A 15,873-nucleotide genomic window follows, 5' to 3' on the forward strand; every position below is an offset into this window, starting at 1 on the left:
GCCGGCCGCGGCCGGCTCAGGCGGCGACGCCGAACAGCTTCGCGGGGCCGTCCCAGCAGACGGCGCGGAGCCAGTCGTCGCCGAGGTCCAGGCGGGCGAGGCCCTCGAGCTGGTGGGCGTAGGCGTAGGGGATGTTCGGGAAGTCGGTGCCGAACAGGACCCGGCCGGCGAGGCCGAGGTCGCGCAACCGGGGCATGAGGGCGGCCGGGAACTCCGACAGGCCGAAGTCGGTGAACACCATCGTGGTGTCCAGGTGGACGCCCTCGTACCGGTCGGCGAGCGCGAAGAAGCCGTCGCACTCGGGGGCGCCCATGTGCGCGACGATCGCCGTCAGGCGGGGGTGCCGGGCGAGGACGTCGCCGAACGGCCCGGGGCCGGTGAAGCCGTTGGCGACCGGGCCCGAGCCGGCGTGGACGAGCGCGGTGACGCCCGCGTCGGCGAGCGTCCCCCACACCTCGTCGAGTTCGGGCGCGCGCGGGTCGAACCCGCCGACCTGGAGGTGGACCTTGAACACGCGGGTCCCGGCGTCGATCGCGCGGCGGACGTAGCCGGCGGCGCCGGGCTCGGGGAAGAACGTCCCGGTCTGCACGCACTCGGGGACGCGGGCGGCGAATCCGGCCGCCCACTCGTTCAGCGACTCCGCCATTCCGGGACGGTGCGGGTACAGCAGGGACGTGAACGCGCGGACGCCGTGGTCGCGCAGGAACGCGAGCCGCTCGTCCTCGGGGCGCCGGTACCGGATGGGCCACTCGGTGCCGATCAGCGGACCGGCCCGGTCGAAGTACTCCCAGACCGCGTCCATCAGGCGCGGCGGCATGAAGTGGGTGTGGACGTCGATCAGCCCGGGGAGGCCCAGCGCGCGCCAGAAGCCGGTGATCTCGGCGTCCGAACACGGTCCAGAACGTGATTCGGTCACGTCCGCACTCTACGTGATCTCGTCCAGCAGGACGGGCAGGGCGGCGCGCAGCTCGCGGCGCCAGTACGGCCACGTGTGGGTGCCCCGGTAGAAGTGCGTCGAGACCGGGACGCCCAGCTTGCGCAGCTTGTCGGCGAACTGCCGCCCCACGGTGTGCGCGAGCGCCTCCAGGGCGTCGCGGTCGGCCGGGGCGGGGCGCGGGTCGTACGGGCCCGGCGCGCCGTCGCCCGCGCTGACGTACAGCCGCACCCCCGCGAGCCGGTCGGCGAGGTCGAACGGGTTGTGCTGCCGCCAGACGATCCGCTGCCGTTCGGGATGGCCCCATACGTCCGTCCAGTCCCGCCCGGGCTCGGCGACGGCGACGCCCAGTTCGACGAGGTCGGCGGCGTCGAGCGCGGACGGGTCGGCGTGCAGGGTGTGCAGCGGCCCGCTGAACGACGCGGCGGCGCGGAACACGCCGCGATGCCGCGCCGCGTAGGACATCGCCCCGAAACCGCCCATGGCGTTCCCGGCGACGGCGCTCTCGCCGCCCGCGCGGTATCCGCGTTCGAGGATCTGCCGCAGCTCGGCCAGGTGGAACGTCTCCCAGCGCGGCGCGCCGCCCTCCCCGCGGTTCCACCAGTCGGTGTACTGGCCGCAGCGGCCGCCGTCCGGCATGACGACGATCACCTCGGCGGCGGCGGTGAGGTCCTCCAGGTCGGTGTGGTCGGTCCACGCCCGGTGGTCGGCGCGGCCGCCCCCGCCGTGCAGCAGCCACAGCGACGGCCAGGTGCGGGACGCGCCCCGCGACCAGCCCGGCGGCAGCAGCAGCCGGACGTGCGCGACGCCCGGCAGGACCGGGGAGCGGACCGCCAGGTCCAGCACGCGGGGCCGGGGCCGGTGCTCCGCGACGACCGTGGCGCCGTCGTCGGAGGGAGCGGTGAAGAACGTCGCACTGCGCATGGGCCACCCCCGCGGGAATCCAGCCGTCCTCAGCAGAAATGTCCCCGCTTCCCGCGGTGTTTCAACGTTGAGTAATCGGTTTATAAAATATCGGGCCGGGGATCGCGGTCCGGGTCACCGGTAGGGTGACGCCGAACGGGGAATGGGCGATCGGCCCGGAGGCGGAGCGGACTGAGATGCGCAGCAAGACCGAACTGGAGTCGGCCATCCGGTCCGGGGGCCGGGCCGTGCTGGTGATCAACGCGCGGTCGCGGCGCGGGCGCCGGCTGTACGGGACGGCGCGGCGGCTGCTGGACGAGGCCGGGCTCGAGTTCGTGCGCGTGTTCCCGGTGACCGACCCCGGGAGGCTGCGCGGGCTGTTCGCCGACGTCCTGGCGCTGGAGCCCGACCTCGTCGTGGTCGGCGGCGGGGACGGGACGGTCGCCGAGGCGGTCGGGAACCTCGCGCACCGCGACATCGCCCTCGGCGTCCTGCCGCTCGGCACCACCAACAACTTCGCGCGCAGCCTGGAGCTCCCGCTCGACCTGCCGGGCGCCGTCCGCACCCTGTGCGTCGGGACCCCCGCGGGCGGCAAGGTCGCGGACGTGGACGTGGGCTGGTTCGACAGCACCGGCGACCCGCGCGCCGAGGGGCCCGGCGACGACCGCGCGCACCTGTTCGCGAACATGGTCAGCATCGGGCTGTCGGTGCACGTCGCGGACAGCGTCCCGCACCTGCTCAAGCGGTACGCCGGGCGGGCCGCGTACGCGCTGACGGCCGTGGGCCTGCTGCCCCGGCACCGGGCGTTCACGGCGCGGATCACCATCGACGGCGAGACCCGCGAGCTGAAGACCCACCAGCTGAACGTCGCGAACGGCGCCCACCACAGCGGCACCCGGATCGCCCGCGACGCGAGCCCCGACGACCGGCTGCTGGCCGTCTACCGGCTGGGCGACGAGCGGCGGCTGCGGCTGGCGTCGGCGACGGCCCGGCACGTGCTGACCGGGCCGCGCCGCTCCCTCGCCGAGGACGTCTTCCGCACCACCGACCGCGTCGAGATCGAGACCGACCCGCCGCTGCGCGTGGACGTGGACGGCGAGGTCCGCGGCCGGACGCCGGTGACGATCCGGCTGCGCGGCAACGCGCTGCGCGTCGTCGTCCCGCAGACGTTCGTCGACACCTGATCCGGCCGCGCGGGCCCTAACCGGCCGTGCCGGCGGCCGCGGCGCTCTCCGGCGCCTCGCCCGCCATGACGTACGCGCCGCCCTCGAGCCGCTCGATCAGCCCGTGCGTCCACGCGGTCGCGGCGTCCGCGGAGTGCGTCCACCAGCCGAGCAGCTCCCGCAGGTGGTCGCCCGGGTCGAGCGCGTCCGCCGGGGGGCTCACCGACGCCCGCCACGCCGCGAGGCCGTCCAGCCGGCGCCGCAGCAGCGCGATCGCCTCGGCGCGCGGCAGCTCGGTGAGGAACCCGAGCCCGGCCGTCAGCATCTCGGGGTGCCGGACGTCGACCGTGCCGAGCGCGGACCGCAGCAGCCGCAGGAACTCCTCCCGGCCCGCGTCGGTGATCTCGTAGTCCACGTGCGGGGGGCCCGCGTCGCTCTCCTCGACGTCGTGGGCGTGCAGCAGGCCCTCCTTGGCGAGCTGCCTGAGCGCGTGGTAGATCGAACCGGGGTTCACGTGGGCCCACTCGTCCGATCCCCACGACAGCAGCTCGCGCCGCACCGTGTAACCGTGCGCCCGTCCCGACCTCCGCACGCCGCCGAGCACCAGCAGCCGCGTCGCCGACATCTGGCTCCCTTCTCATCGATGACGCTTCAGGCTACGGCCTCGGGGGGTCCGGGCGCGGCGGGGGCGGGCACCGGTCAGTGATCGGCGGCCGACAGGTCGAGATCGCGGGGGGTGAGGCGCCACACGACGGCGGCGGCGGCCAGCATGAGGAGCGCGCCCGCGAGGCCGGTGAGCCCGAGCGAGTGCTCGAACGCCGTCCGCGCGATGTCCGCCAGGGACGCGTTGACGGAGCCGGCGACGTCCAGCGCGCCGGTGAGGGACTCGCGGGCCGTCTCGGCGGCGCCGCCGGTGACGCCCAGCGACGCCAGCTCGCCGGTCGCCAGGTCGCCGCGGTAGACGGCCGCGGCGAGGCTGCCGAGCAGCGCGATGCCGAGCGCGCCGCCGATGTCGTAGCTGGTCTCCTCGACGGCGGCGGCGCTGCCCGCCTGCTCGGGCGGGGCGCCCGCCATGATGACGGCGGACGCGATCGCGAGCGATCCCATGCCCATCCCGATCAGCATCAGCGCGAGGGCGACCGGCCAGTAGCCGAGCGGCTGGGGGGCCAGGCCGAGGACGGCGAAGCCCAGCCCGGCGATCGCGAGCCCGCCCGCCAGGACGGGCCGGGCACCGGCCCGCGCGGCGATCGCCGGCGCGGCCGGGGAGGAGATGATCGCGGCGAGCGCCGTCGGGAGCAGCCGCAGGCCCGTCTCCAGCGGGCCGTACCCCTGGACGAGCTGCATCCACTGGGCCATCAGCAGCATCATGCCCGCCATCGCCAGTTCGGTGGTCAGGGCCGCGAGGGCGCCCGCGCTGAAGGAGGGGCTGCGGAACAGCCGCAGTTCCAGCAGCGGGTCGGGACGGCGGAGGCAGCGGCGCACGAACCAGCCGAGCATCACCGCGGCGACCGCGGCCGACACCAGCGCCGTGGCGTCGAGGAGGCCGTGCTTGCCGGCGCTCTTGATGGCGTAGACGAGCGCGACCATCCCGGCCATCGACAGCGCGACCGCGGGGAAGTCCAGCGGGCCGGGGCTCGGGTTGCGCGCCTCCGGCAGCAGGACGAGCCCGGCGACGATCGCCACGGCCATCACCGGCACGTTGACCAGGAACGCCGAGTGCCAGGAGAAGTGCTCCAGCAGGAACCCGCCGACGATGGGGCCGAACGCCGCGCCGACCGCGGCCATGGCCGCCCACACGCCGAGCGCGGTGGCGCGCTCGCGCCCGTCCGGGAACAGGGTGCGGATCATGGACAGCGTGGACGGCATGATCATCGCGCCGCCGACGCCGAGCAGCGCCCGCACCGCGATGACCGCGCCCGGGCTGTCGGCGAACACGACCAGGACCGAGGCGGTGCCGAAGACCGCGAACCCGGCGATCAGCATCCGCTTGCGGCCCCAGCGGTCGCCGAGCGCGCTGACGGTGACGAGCAGGCCCGCGACGACGAGGGCGTAGACGTCCACCATCCACAGCAGCGAGACGGTGCCGGGCCGCAGGTCGGCGGAGATCGCCGGGAGGGCCACGTTGAGGATGGTGATGTCCATGACGACGAGCAGCAGGCTCGCCGACAGGACGGCCAGGCCCGCCCAGCGGCGCGGATCGGACGCGACGGCCGCGCGGGGGGCGTCCGGGGCGTGCGGGGTCTTCGAGGTCACGGCCGGGCCCCCGTCCCCGTCAGGAAGGTCTCGGCCATCAGCCGGGCGACGTCGCGGCGCGCGACGTCGCCCCGCCGCAGGCTCTCCCGGGCCGTGACGCAGATCCCGTAGACGGTGTTGCTGATCCACCTGACGGGCAGGTCGGCGCGGAGCACGCCGGACCGCTGGGCGGCGGCGTAGAGGAGCATCTCGCGCTCCTCCAGCCGGTCCGACCGTTCCTGCAGGTGGGGGTAGGACTCCGCCGCGGCGAAGGTGAGCGACCAGCCGTGCTCGTGGGCGAGGTCCGCGAAGACCTCCAGCAGCGCCCGGACGGTCGCCGAGTGCACCTCCGGGTCGGCGGACGCGGCGGCGGCGTCCACCCCGGTGGCGTCCAGGGCGGCCTCCCAGCGGTCGAGCGCCTGGGTGCCGATCTCGTCGATCAGCTCGTCGCGCCCGGCGAAGTGGCGGTGCAGGGTGGCCCGGCTGATCCCGGCGGCCTCCGCGAGGTCGGCCATCGAGGCCGCCGGGTCCTCGTTCAGGCGGCGCAGCGCCGCCTCGATGATCTTCTCGCGCATCCGCATGCGCGATCCCCCCGTATCAGATGAGACATCTTTGTCTCACACGATACATCACCGTTTCACCCTTCGGTAGCGGTCCGCTCAGCGCTCCGCGCCGCCCGCCAGGTCGGCGAGGTCCTCCGGGGTGAGGCGCAGACCGGCCGCGGCCATGTTCTCCTCCAGGTGGCCGATCGAACCCGTGCCGGGGATCGCGAGCATGGCCGGGGACAGCGCGAGCAGGCCCGCGAGGAGCACCTGCGCGGGCGTCGCGCCGTGCCGCCCGGCGACCCGCGCGACGCGGGCGTCGTCGGGGATCCCGAAACCGCCCAGCGGGAAGTACGGGACGCACGCGATCCCCGCGGCCTCGCACTCGGCGAGCAGCGCCGCGTCCCGCGACATCGTGAGATCGAACCGGTTCTGCACGCACGCGACGGGGGCGATCGCCCGCGCCTCCGCGAGCTGCGCCGCGTCCACATGGCTGACCCCGAGATGCCGGATCAGCCCCTCCTCGCGGAGCCCCGCGAGCACCTCGAACCGCTCGGCGATCGACTCGCCGCCCGGTTCCGCCAGGCCGCCGACCCGCAGGTTGACGAGGTCGAGCCGGTCGAGTCCCAGCTCGGCCAGGTTCTGCTCGACCTGGGCGCGCAGGCCGTCCGCCGCCACCTGCCCCGTGGGGAACGGGTCGTCCGGCCCCTTGTACGGGCCGACCTTGGTCGCGATCACGAGGCCCTCCGGGTAGGGGTCGCCGAGGGCCTCCCGGATCAGCAGGTTCGCCGCGACGCCGCCCCGCTCGTAGAACGCGGCGGTGTCGATGTGGTCGACACCGAGCTCCACGGCCCGCCGCAGGATCTTCACGCCGGTGCCGGGGTCGCGCGGCGGCCCGTCGACGTCCCCCGCGGGCAGCCGCATCGCGCCGAACCCCATCCGGCGGACCCGCAGGTCACCGCCGAGCATGAAATGCGTTTCGTTCGTCATGCCACTAACCGTGCCGCTTCGCCCCGGTACGAGCGACCGGCTGGCAGCTTGCTGCCATCTGGCCGCCCGCCCCCGCGCGGTGGCAGACTGGGCGGCGATGAGCGTCGGCACCCGCCCGGGCGCGATCCCCGGCGGCACGGATCACGGCGGCGCGGCCCACGGCGGCGCGGACCGCAACGTCACGCTGCGCGGCGAGGCCGCGCTGCTCGAGCGCGCCGGGCACCTGTTCGAGGCCCGCGAGGAGTTCGCCTGCGCGGCCCGCGATCCCGACACCTGGGCGCTGCCCGGCTTCCGCGAGCGGCTCCTCGCCGAGCGGCGGCTCATGCGGCACGCGCCCGCCGTCCGCAAGCTCTACAACCCGGAGGCGCTGGCGACCGAGGAGTACGAGCGGCACCTGCTGGACGCCTCGCGCGCGGGCGTCACCGTCCGGATCTGCACCGCCCCGCTGCCGTACGAGACGATCGTCGTCGACCGGCGCGTCGCGATCCTGGCGGGCCCGCCGCACGCCGGGGTCCGCGAGTACACGGTCGTCCGCTCGCCCGGCGTGGTCGCGGGCGTCGTCTCGCTGCTGCAGGCCGCCTGGGACCGGTCCGCCGACCTCGCCGACCACCGCCGCGACCGGGCGCCCGCGCTCACCGGCGAGAGCCGCCGCATCCTGCGGCTGCTCGCCGAGGGCCTGAAGGACGAGGCGGCCGCGCGGCGTCTCGGCATGTCGCTGCGCACCTACCGGCGGCGCGTCGCGGAGATCCTCGCGCTGCTGGACGCCGAGTCGCGCTTCCAGGCGGGCCTGCGCGCCCACGAGCTGGGCCTGCTGCCGTAGCGGTCAGCCGCCGGCGAGCGGGACCAGCCTGAGGAAGACCAGGCTGGAATCGCTGGTGAGGTCGACCTCCGCGTCGAGGTCCTCGACCTGCCGGTCCCCCGCGAACACGATGAAGCCGTTGCCGAGGAAGGCCCGCTCGGCTATCTCCGCCCGCCGCTCCCAGTCGAGCTCGCGCGGATCGCGCGGGCGGTTCCCGTCCGGCCGCGCCTCGCCGCCGTCCGGCCGGACGAGCCCGTCGAACCGGCCGGACGGGCTCGCGCCGTGCCGGGCGGCCTCCTCCCGGACCCGCAGCCGGATCAGCTCCCGGACGGTCATGCGTCCGGGCAGCCCCGCCACGGAGAACTCCGCGACGGGCCTCCCGGCCGCGGTCTCGTCCCGGAACGTCACGGTCGCGGACCCCGCCTCCGCCGACGCCGCCTCCGCCGCCGTCCCGGCCGCCGCCTCCGCCGCCTCCTCGGTCATCGCGCACCCCGCTCGATCTGCTCCCTAATGGACGGATCGGTGATCCGGTCGTCGGCGGCGAGCAGGAACGCCTTGCTGAGGATCAGCGCGAGCCGCTCCTCCTCGAACGGCAGGAACACCCGCCCGGGCGGCCGCCGCCCGGAGACGACGCACAGGTGGGCGCCGTCGGGTTCCATCAGGACGTTCGCCGACCCGAGATGGATCTTGTACGTGCGCAGTTCGCCGCGCACCGTGAGGAAACGGTCGTCCAGCGCGCAGCGGCCGGCGATCTTCGTGCGGGGCAGGACGCGGGCGAGGGCGTCCCGGCGGGTGCGGGCGCTCTCGTCCAGGTCACCGAACCCGGCCCGTTCCCAGTAGGCGAGCGCCGGGCCGCCGTCCGTCCACTCGGGATCGGCGGCGATGGAGGTGACGGAGACGAACAGGTCCACGTCCCGCATCGCCTCGGTGAACACGGCCGGGGGGACGTCGGCGAGCGCGGCCTCGCGCCACGCGCCGCCCGCCAGCCGGTCGAACCGGACCCGGCCGGTGCCCGCCAGGTCGTCGGGGCCGTGCTCGGCGAGCACGTGCGCGAACCGGATCCGCCACTCCCCCGCCAGGACGCGCGACGCCTCGTCCTCGGCGCCGCCGTCCCACGGGCCGAGCAGGCGGCTCGCCCAGCCGCGCGCCCGGAACAGCGCGAACAGCCGCCGGTAGTGGACGAGATGCCCGGCGAACCGGCTCGAGTACGTGCCGGCCTCCTCCTCGGCGGGGGTCGGCCGGTAGGTCTCGCGGAACGCCTGCTTGAACGGCTGCCGCACGTTCCGCTCGACGACCGCGTCCCGCCACGCGCGGATCTCGCCGGCGGTCGCGCCGATCGGGTGCCACAGCCGCACGGCCGCGTCGTCGGGCGCGTCCGGGAGCGCGCCGGTCTCGGGCAGGACGGCCGTCCACGCCCCCGGTTCCGTCTCGACCTCCCAGATCAGGGCGCGCACGGCCGGTCCCGCGACCGGATGCCGGACGAGCCGGTCGCGCCACCGGCCGAACGGGTGCGGGGCCCGGACGGCGAGGCCGCCCTCCAGCGCCCGGACGAGCGTGGCGAGCTGGGCGCCGACCCGCTTGACGAGGTCGCGCAGCTCCGCGAGGGCCTCCTTGTGGTCGCGGCGGACGGCCGCCGGGACGCTGCGGACCCCCCGCCCGTCCTTGGCGAACGCCAGCCGCGCCGCCGTGCCCTCGATCGTGACCACGGCGGTGTGGTCGCCGAGCTCGCGGCGGAGCACCCCGTCCGGCCCGAACCCGAGGCCGGGCAGGCGGAGCGCCACCTCGGTCCGCTCCGCGAGGGCCGCGTCGGCCTTCTTCAGCATCCGGTCGAGCCGCGGGGGCACCGCCGCGTGCCGGACGAGCCCGCGCACGTTCCTGATCGCCGCGACGAGCTCGGGCGTCGGGACGTCCTGCGCCGCCCGGACGAACTCGTAGAGCAGCGCCTGGGACGGCAGCGTCTTCGCGGCCGTCGGGGCGACGGCGATGTCGGGAAGGAGCCGCTCGGCGAGGGCGGGGAGCCACGGCTCGTCGGCGGCGAGCGCGACGCGCGCGGCGCGGCCGAGCGCGGTCACCTCGCCGGCCGCGAACGCCTTGTCGGCCTTGTAGGGGATCTTTCCGTCCTGGACGGCGCGGGCCCGGTCGGCCGCCTCCCGCAGCGCGCTCTCGGCCCACGCCGCGTACCCGGGGATCCCGGCGGCGATGTGCCAGGCGTCCGGCAGGGGCGGCGGGGCGGTGTGCGTGCGGCGGCGGTCGAGTTCGGTCAGCCTGACCCGGTCGGACGGCCGCAGCCCCGCGATGGCCTCGATCTCCCCGCGCGCGATCGGCGCGGCGTCGCGGGAGAGCCGCTCGACGACCTCGCCGAGCAGCCCGCCTCGTTCCGGCCGGGTCCCGCCTGCGGCGTTCGCGGGGGATGCGGCCGGGGCGGTCGCGGACGGTTCCGGGGCGGCCAGGCCCGCGACGGCCAGCAGGGCGAGCGGCGCGCTCGCGTCGTCCGCGTCCAGCAGGTACCGGACGAGCGTGCGCGCGGGCCCGGCGAGGTCGGGCCACGGGCCGGTGCAGCGGACGAGCGCCGCCGTGCCGAGCGTGAGATCGGCCCACCCGCGATGCGGCAGGCCGGTGACGAGGGCGTCGAACATCCGGCGGCACGCCTCGGGCGCGAAGGCCGGCTGCCGCTCGGCGGCGGCGCGCTCGACGGCGAACCGGGCGCTCGTCGCCGCCCATGCGCCGACCGTGCCGGGCACCGCGTACGCGGCGGGGAGCAGGTCGCCGACGGCGGCGTCGGGCAGGGCGGCCAGTTCGGCGTCGGTGACGACGAACCGTTCGTCCTCGGCCGCGGGGGCGGTCAGGACGCGTAGCAGGCGGGCGGCGAGGTCCATGGGGCTTCCTCCGGTCGGAGCGCGGCCCGGCGGCGGACGGACGGGCCGGCGGCCTCGCCGGCGGCGTGGGCGGGCGCGTCCGGGGCGGCGCCGGGTGCGTCGGGCATGCCGGTGATCGTGGCAGGACCCGCCGACAAAACGCTCGTTCCGCCGCTCTGGTCAGTGACCTCATGGTCACCTACGCTCGGAGCAGAGTTCACCAGAACGAGATTCGGGACGGCGCCCATGACGCACAGCGTGGTGATCATCGGAAGCGGGTTCGGCGGCATCGGGATGGCCATCCGGCTCGGCATGGCCGGGATCCGCGACGTGGTGATCCTGGAGAAGGACCGCGAGCTGGGCGGCACCTGGCGCGACAACACCTATCCCGGCGCCGCCTGCGACGTCCCGTCGCACCTCTACTCGTTCTCCTTCGAGCCGAAGACCGACTGGACCCGCCGGTTCCCGCCGCAGCCCGAGATCCTCGACTACCTGAGGCACTGCGCGCGCAAGTACGGCGTCCTGGACCAGATCCGGTTCGGCACCGAGGTCACCGAGGCCCGGTTCGACGAGGACGCCGCGCTCTGGCGGATCTCCACGACGGCCGGCGAGCTGGACGCGCGCGTCCTCGTGTCGGCGTGCGGGCAGCTCAACCGGCCCGCGCTCCCCGAGATCGCGGGGCGCGGGTCGTTCACCGGCCCGAGCTTCCACTCCGCCCGCTGGGACCACGGCGTCGACCTGCGCGGGCGCCGCGTCGCCCTCATCGGGACCGGCGCCAGCGCGATCCAGATCGTCCCCGAGATCGCCCGGGAGGTCGCCGAACTGCACCTCTTCCAGCGGACGCCGCCGTACGTCATCGAGAAGCCCGACCGGCCGTACCCGCCGTGGAAGCAGTCCGTCCTCAGGAACGTGCCGGGCGTGTACGGGCTGAGCCGCGCGCGCGTCTACGCGCAGCTCGAGTCGCGCGCGCTCGGCTTCTTCAAGTACCCGAAGCTGATGGGGCTCATGGAGGACCGGTTCCGGCGGGACCTGCGCGACGCCGTCGGCGACCCGGCCCTGCGGCGCGCCCTCCAGCCCGACTACCGGATGGGCTGCAAGCGGATCCTGGTGTCCAACGACTACTATCCGGCCCTCACCAGGCCGAACGTCCACCTGGTCACCGACCCGATCGAGCGGATCACGCCGTCGGGCGTCCGGACGTCCGGCGGCGAGCACCCCGCCGACGTGCTGGTGTACGCGACCGGGTTCAGCACCACCGACTTCCTCGCCCCCATGAAGATCGTCGGGCGGGACGGGCGGGAGCTGACCGAGGCGTGGCGGGACGGCGCCCGCGCCCACCTCGGGATCACGGTCAGCGGCTTCCCGAACCTGTTCCTGCTCTACGGCCCGTACACCAACCTCGGGCACAACTCGATCATCTACATGCTGGAGTCGCAGTTCCGGTACGTCACCGGCTGCGTGGACGTCCTGCGCCGCCGCGACCTCGCCTGGATCGACGTGCGCCCGCACGTCGAGGACGCGTTCGTCCGCGAGATGCGCGCCCGCATGCGCACCACCGTGTGGGAGGCGGGGTGCGACAGCTGGTACCGGCGGGCGGACGACACGGTCGTGAACAACTGGCCGGGGTTCACGTTCGCCTACCGCCGCGCCACCCGCCGCCCCGACCCGCGCCACTTCCGCGCGCGCCCCGCTACCAGTGGGTAGGCTCGGCGCATGCCGACCGCCTTCATCACCGGTGCGACCGCCGGCATCGGCGCCGCCTTCGCGCGGCGCCTCGCGTCCGACGGATTCGACCTCGTGCACCTCGCCCGCGACACCGCCCGCCTCGACCGGGCCGCCGCCGACCTGCGCGACCGGTACGGGGTGCGCGCCGAGACGCTGACCGCCGACCTCGCCGCCGAGGACGGCCTGGCCGCCGCCGAGGAACGCGTCCGCGGGGACGTCGACCTCCTCGTCAACAACGCCGGGTTCGGCAACAAGGGCGTCTTCCTCGACGTGCCCGTCACCGACGAGCTCGCCATGCTGAAGGTGCACTGCGAGGCCGTCCTGCGCCTCACCCACGCCGCGCTCCCCGGCATGCTCGAGCGCGGCCGCGGCGGCGTCGTCAACGTGTCGTCCGTCGCGGCGTTCGCGACGCGCGGCACCTACGGCGCGTCCAAGGCGTGGGTGGTGAGCTTCAGCCAGGGCGTCGCCGCGGACATCGCGTCCCGCTCCGGCGGCCGCGTCCGCGTCATGGCGCTCTGCCCCGGCTTCGTGCACACCGAGTTCCACGAGCGCGCACAGATGGACATGTCGGACCTTCCGGAGTTCATGTGGCTCGACAAGGACGCCGTCGTCGACGCCGGGCTCCGCGACCTCCGCCGCGGCGCGCGCGTCAGCGTCCCGGGCGCCCAGTACAAGGCGATCGTCGGCCTCACCCGGCTCCTCCCGCAGGGGCTCGTCGCGCGCCTTTCGTCCACGCGGGGCCGCAGGTACGACTGATCCCTTGTCACGCGGGGCGCGGCGGGGCAAGGTAAGAGGGCACGTCGCTCTTCCGGCGCGCGGGCGGCGTCCTTCGCCCTGCACGCCGGGAGGTCATTCCGCATGCACGACCCGGGCCCCGCCGCCCTCGCGCTGATCGCGACCACCACCTACTACATCGCGTTCCTGATCTTCCGGGTGTCCGCCCGCCGGATGGAACCGCTGCGCGGCGGACGGCCGTTCCGCGTCGCCCGCCTCATGCTGACCGACCCGATCTGGCTCGGCGGCGGCCTGCTGCTGTTCCTCGGGCTCGGCTACGAGATCGTCGCGTTCTCGCTGCTGCCGCTCACCGTCGCCCAGCCGGTCTTCGCCGTCGGGCTCGTGCTGCTCGTCGCGTACGCCGTGTGGTTCCTCGACGAGCGGCTGACGCCCCGCGAATGGACGAGCATGGCGCTGTTCGTCCTCGCCACCCTGCTGATCGGCGTGTCGGCCGACCCCGCCGGCGACCCGGTCGCGGACGCGACCCTGGCCGGCACCCTCGCCCGCCCGTGGCCGATGCTCGCCCTGTGCGTCCCGGCGTTCCTCGTCGCGGCGCTGGTCTGGCTCGTCGGGGACCGCAAGGCCGGAGGCCGGCACGCCCGCCGGCTCTCCGGCGTCGCCTACGGCATCGGCGCCGGGGCCTGCGCGGGCCTCGCCGAGGCCGGGATCCGCGGCATCGCGCTCGTGCACGCCGACACCGGCAGCCTCGGGGCGGTCCTGGAGTCGCCGTACCCGTACCTCACGCTCGGGTTCGCCGCGATCGCGCTCGGCCAGCTCCAGGTCGCGCTGCAGCGCTGCCGGGTGGCGATCGTCGCGGCCGTCCTGACCGTCATCGGACGGTTGTACCTGATCGTCAGCGGGACCGTCCTGTTCGGCGAGGCGTGGCCGCGCGAACCCGGGCCGTTCCTGCTGCGGACGGCCGGTTTCGGCCTGGCCCTCGCCGCCCTCGCGCTGTTCCCGCGCCACGAGGACGGCCCGCGCCCCGGGGGTCGCGTGAAAGCCGCCGCCTGATCGGCGATGCTGGGACGCATGCGGATCCTGGTGACCGGGGCGGGCGGCTACATCGGCTACGCGGTCGCCCGGCGGCTCGCGGCGGCGGGCCACGACGTGGACGGGCTCGTCCGGCGCGACGCGGACCTGCCGCGCGGCGTGCGTCCCGTCGCGGGCGACCTCCTCGGCCCCCTGCCGGAGGGGCCCTACGACGGCGTGTGCCATCTCGCGGCGCTCACCCGCGTCCGCGCGTCGTTCGACGATCCGCTCGCCTACTACGACACGAACGTCCGGGGCACGCTCGCCCTCCTGCGCGCCGCGGGCCGCGACGGGACGCGCGTGGTGTTCGGCTCGACCGCCGCGGTCTACGCCCCGCCGCCCGACGGGCGGCCCCTCGCGGAGACGGCCGAGACGGCGCCCGTGAGCCCGTACGGCGCGACCAAGCTCGCCGCCGAGCAGATGATCCGGCACCACGCCCGCACCGGCGCGATCGGCGCGACGGTCCTGCGCACGTTCAACGTGTCCGGGGCCGTCGACGGCCGTCCCGATCCCGACCCGACCCGGCTGATCCCGAAGTCCCTCGCGGTGGCCGCCGGGCACGAGCCGCACCTGGAGATCAACGGCGACGGACTGGCGGTCCGCGAGTACCTGCACGTGGACGATCTCGCGGACGCGTACGTCCGCGCGCTGGAGGCCGTCCGTCCGGGCGAGGACCGCGTCTACAACGTCGGGACGGGCGCGGGCGCGTCCGTCCACGAGGTCGTCGCGACCGTCGAGCGGGTCACCGGGCGGCCCGTCCGCGCGCTGCGGCGCCCGGCCCGGCCGGAACCGCCGGCGCTGGTGTGCGACGCCGCCGCGATCCGCGCCGACCTCGGCTGGCGGGCGTCCCGCGCCCTCCCGGAGATCGTCGGGGACGCGTGGAACGCCCTCACCCGCACAAACGACTAAACTCGCCCGCGTGTCCGAGCCGAAGTTCGAAGTCCAGATGCTTCACGACCGCGTCATGATCAAGGTCGAGAAGGACAGCGGGGAGCGCCGCAGCACCGGCGGGATCGTGATCCCCGCCACCGTCGAGGAGACCAATCGCCTGGTCTGGGGCGAGGTCTGCGGGGTCGGCCACCATGTGCGCGTCGTCAAGCCCGGCGACCGCGTCCTGTTCCACCCCGAAGACCAGTACGAGGTCGAGATCCAGGGCGAGAACTACCTGGTGATGCGCGAGCGCGACCTGCACGCCATCGCCAGCGAGCGCCCCGAGCACGGCACCGGCCTCTACCTCTGAGCCCGTTCTAGGGCGGGCTCCCCGGCGAGGAGCCTGCCCTCTTTCAGCGGCAGCCGGTGGTCGGCGCGCTCCGCCGCGTCGGCGTCGTGCGTCGCGTGGACGATCGTGACGCCGTCCGCGACCAGGTCGTCGAAGATCCCGAGGATCCGCCGCCGGGACTCCCGGTCAAGGCCCGCCCCGGGCTCGTCGAGCAGCAGCAGGTCGGACCGCTGCGCGAGCCCTTGGGCGATGAGCACGCGCTGGTACTGGCCGCCGGACAGCTCGCCCAGTTGCCGGCGGGCGAGGCCGGCGACGCCCACGCGGTCCATGCAGTCCGCGATCACCGCCCGGTCTCCCCTGGTGAGCGGCCGCCACCAGCCGCGGTCCGCCCACCGCCCCATGGCCACGGCGTCCCGCACCGTCATGGGCATCGCGGCGGGGACGTCGGTGTGCTGGAGCACCAGCGCGGGCCGCCGGTCCCCGGACCGCTCCACCGTGCCCGCCGTCGGCGCGAGCGCCCCCGCGAGGACGCCGAGCAGCGTCGACTTCCCCGAGCCGTTGTGGCCCACGAGGGCGGTCACGCGCGCCCGCGGCACGCGGGCCGTGATGTCGTGCAGCACCGTCGTGGCGCCGTAGCCCGCCCGGACCCCGCGCATCGTGATCGCCGTCTCGTCCATCACTCCCCCTTGCAAACGATAACGGTTTTCA

17 protein-coding genes are annotated in these 15,873 nt (G+C 75.2%); 7 read left to right on the forward strand and 10 right to left on the reverse strand.

The features are described 5' to 3' along the window. Positions 1-16: 16 nt before the first annotated feature. The gene (locus ACFQ11_RS19740; RefSeq protein WP_378300628.1) at positions 17-916 is read right to left on the reverse strand and encodes an amidohydrolase family protein; all 900 of its coding nucleotides are present in this window, start codon (positions 914-916) and stop codon (positions 17-19) included. 9 nt (positions 917-925) lie between these two features. Further along, positions 926-1,858 (reverse strand): alpha/beta hydrolase, encoded by a 933-nt coding sequence (locus ACFQ11_RS19745; RefSeq protein WP_378300630.1) that lies wholly within the window; start codon positions 1,856-1,858, stop codon positions 926-928. A 176-nt stretch (positions 1,859-2,034) separates the two neighbouring features. Between ACFQ11_RS19745 and ACFQ11_RS19750 the strand changes: the two genes are divergently transcribed. Then, entirely contained in the window at positions 2,035-3,021 is a 987-nt protein-coding gene (locus tag ACFQ11_RS19750; protein ID WP_378300632.1) for a diacylglycerol/lipid kinase family protein, read from the forward strand. Positions 3,022-3,037: 16 nt separating this feature from the next. Here ACFQ11_RS19750 and ACFQ11_RS19755 read toward each other — a convergent pair whose 3' ends face one another. The 4 genes from ACFQ11_RS19755 to ACFQ11_RS19770 form a co-directional block, all read right to left on the reverse strand. Next, positions 3,038-3,625: a PadR family transcriptional regulator gene (locus ACFQ11_RS19755; RefSeq protein ID WP_378300634.1), complete on the reverse strand. Its 588-nt coding sequence runs from the start codon at positions 3,623-3,625 to the stop codon at positions 3,038-3,040. A gap of 74 nt (positions 3,626-3,699) precedes the next feature. Then, positions 3,700-5,253, reverse strand: coding sequence for an MFS transporter (locus ACFQ11_RS19760; protein ID WP_378300636.1), 1,554 nt, complete (start codon positions 5,251-5,253; stop codon positions 3,700-3,702). Further along, positions 5,250-5,813, reverse strand: coding sequence for a TetR/AcrR family transcriptional regulator (locus ACFQ11_RS19765; protein WP_378300638.1), 564 nt, complete (start codon positions 5,811-5,813; stop codon positions 5,250-5,252). The genes ACFQ11_RS19760 and ACFQ11_RS19765 overlap by 4 nt, the downstream gene beginning before the upstream one ends. A gap of 78 nt (positions 5,814-5,891) precedes the next feature. After that, a complete protein-coding gene (locus tag ACFQ11_RS19770) occupies positions 5,892-6,764 on the reverse strand; it encodes an oxidoreductase (RefSeq protein ID WP_378300640.1) in 873 nt (290 codons plus the stop codon). A 97-nt stretch (positions 6,765-6,861) separates the two neighbouring features. Between ACFQ11_RS19770 and ACFQ11_RS19775 the strand changes: the two genes are divergently transcribed. Continuing rightward, positions 6,862-7,584, forward strand: coding sequence for a helix-turn-helix transcriptional regulator (locus ACFQ11_RS19775; protein WP_378300642.1), 723 nt, complete (start codon positions 6,862-6,864; stop codon positions 7,582-7,584). 3 nt (positions 7,585-7,587) lie between these two features. Here the strand turns inward: ACFQ11_RS19775 and ACFQ11_RS19780 are convergent, their stop codons facing one another. Genes ACFQ11_RS19780 through ACFQ11_RS19790 form a run of 3 tightly spaced genes read right to left on the reverse strand, consistent with a single transcriptional unit; the run spans position 7,588 to position 10,546 of the window. Next, positions 7,588-8,046: a hypothetical protein gene (locus tag ACFQ11_RS19780; protein ID WP_378300644.1), complete on the reverse strand. Its 459-nt coding sequence runs from the start codon at positions 8,044-8,046 to the stop codon at positions 7,588-7,590. Then, positions 8,043-10,439, reverse strand: coding sequence for a DUF4132 domain-containing protein (locus ACFQ11_RS19785; RefSeq protein WP_378300646.1), 2,397 nt, complete (start codon positions 10,437-10,439; stop codon positions 8,043-8,045). The genes ACFQ11_RS19780 and ACFQ11_RS19785 overlap by 4 nt, the downstream gene beginning before the upstream one ends. After that, positions 10,406-10,546, reverse strand: a complete 141-nt coding sequence (locus tag ACFQ11_RS19790; protein WP_378300648.1) for a hypothetical protein — start codon at positions 10,544-10,546, stop codon at positions 10,406-10,408. Before ACFQ11_RS19790 ends, ACFQ11_RS19785 begins: the two co-directional genes overlap by 34 nt. A 118-nt stretch (positions 10,547-10,664) precedes the next feature. Here ACFQ11_RS19790 and ACFQ11_RS19795 point away from each other — a divergent pair, with 118 nt between their 5' ends. From ACFQ11_RS19795 to ACFQ11_RS19815, 5 genes are all read left to right on the forward strand, one after another. Continuing rightward, on the forward strand, positions 10,665-12,122 hold the full coding sequence (locus ACFQ11_RS19795) for a flavin-containing monooxygenase (RefSeq protein ID WP_378300650.1): 1,458 nt from the start codon (positions 10,665-10,667) through the stop codon (positions 12,120-12,122). 9 nt (positions 12,123-12,131) lie between these two features. Then, positions 12,132-12,899: an SDR family NAD(P)-dependent oxidoreductase gene (locus ACFQ11_RS19800; RefSeq protein ID WP_378300652.1), complete on the forward strand. Its 768-nt coding sequence runs from the start codon at positions 12,132-12,134 to the stop codon at positions 12,897-12,899. Positions 12,900-13,001: 102 nt separating this feature from the next. Then, positions 13,002-13,928, forward strand: coding sequence for a DMT family transporter (locus ACFQ11_RS19805; protein ID WP_378300654.1), 927 nt, complete (start codon positions 13,002-13,004; stop codon positions 13,926-13,928). Between the two features lie 18 nt (positions 13,929-13,946). Then, the gene (locus ACFQ11_RS19810; protein WP_378300656.1) at positions 13,947-14,855 is read left to right on the forward strand and encodes an NAD-dependent epimerase/dehydratase family protein; all 909 of its coding nucleotides are present in this window, start codon (positions 13,947-13,949) and stop codon (positions 14,853-14,855) included. 10 nt (positions 14,856-14,865) lie between these two features. Next, positions 14,866-15,186: a GroES family chaperonin gene (locus tag ACFQ11_RS19815; RefSeq protein ID WP_378300658.1), complete on the forward strand. Its 321-nt coding sequence runs from the start codon at positions 14,866-14,868 to the stop codon at positions 15,184-15,186. Here the strand turns inward: ACFQ11_RS19815 and aztA are convergent. After that, positions 15,177-15,842: a zinc ABC transporter ATP-binding protein AztA gene (gene aztA / locus ACFQ11_RS19820; protein WP_378300660.1), complete on the reverse strand. Its 666-nt coding sequence runs from the start codon at positions 15,840-15,842 to the stop codon at positions 15,177-15,179. The two genes, ACFQ11_RS19815 and aztA, sit on opposite strands and share 10 nt — an antisense overlap. Positions 15,843-15,873: the final 31 nt, after the last annotated feature.

Source organism: Actinomadura sediminis (genome assembly GCF_042675525.1).
Lineage (GTDB): Bacteria > Actinomycetota > Actinomycetes > Streptosporangiales > Streptosporangiaceae > Spirillospora > Spirillospora sediminis.

Coding starts and splice junctions, on each gene's coding strand:
- ACFQ11_RS19775 (WP_378300642.1), top strand. CDS start 6,862: ATGAGCGTCGGCACCCGCCCGGGCGCGATCCCCGGCGGCACGGATCAC.
- ACFQ11_RS19750 (WP_378300632.1), top strand. CDS start 2,035: ATGCGCAGCAAGACCGAACTGGAGTCGGCCATCCGGTCCGGGGGCCGG.
- ACFQ11_RS19765 (WP_378300638.1), bottom strand. CDS start 5,813: ATGCGGATGCGCGAGAAGATCATCGAGGCGGCGCTGCGCCGCCTGAAC.
- ACFQ11_RS19800 (WP_378300652.1), top strand. CDS start 12,132: ATGCCGACCGCCTTCATCACCGGTGCGACCGCCGGCATCGGCGCCGCC.
- ACFQ11_RS19805 (WP_378300654.1), top strand. CDS start 13,002: ATGCACGACCCGGGCCCCGCCGCCCTCGCGCTGATCGCGACCACCACC.
- ACFQ11_RS19755 (WP_378300634.1), bottom strand. CDS start 3,625: ATGTCGGCGACGCGGCTGCTGGTGCTCGGCGGCGTGCGGAGGTCGGGA.
- ACFQ11_RS19745 (WP_378300630.1), bottom strand. CDS start 1,858: ATGCGCAGTGCGACGTTCTTCACCGCTCCCTCCGACGACGGCGCCACG.
- ACFQ11_RS19780 (WP_378300644.1), bottom strand. CDS start 8,046: ATGACCGAGGAGGCGGCGGAGGCGGCGGCCGGGACGGCGGCGGAGGCG.
- aztA (WP_378300660.1), bottom strand. CDS start 15,842: ATGGACGAGACGGCGATCACGATGCGCGGGGTCCGGGCGGGCTACGGC.
- ACFQ11_RS19770 (WP_378300640.1), bottom strand. CDS start 6,764: ATGACGAACGAAACGCATTTCATGCTCGGCGGTGACCTGCGGGTCCGC.
- ACFQ11_RS19795 (WP_378300650.1), top strand. CDS start 10,665: ATGACGCACAGCGTGGTGATCATCGGAAGCGGGTTCGGCGGCATCGGG.
- ACFQ11_RS19790 (WP_378300648.1), bottom strand. CDS start 10,546: ATGCCCGACGCACCCGGCGCCGCCCCGGACGCGCCCGCCCACGCCGCC.
- ACFQ11_RS19785 (WP_378300646.1), bottom strand. CDS start 10,439: ATGGACCTCGCCGCCCGCCTGCTACGCGTCCTGACCGCCCCCGCGGCC.
- ACFQ11_RS19810 (WP_378300656.1), top strand. CDS start 13,947: ATGCGGATCCTGGTGACCGGGGCGGGCGGCTACATCGGCTACGCGGTC.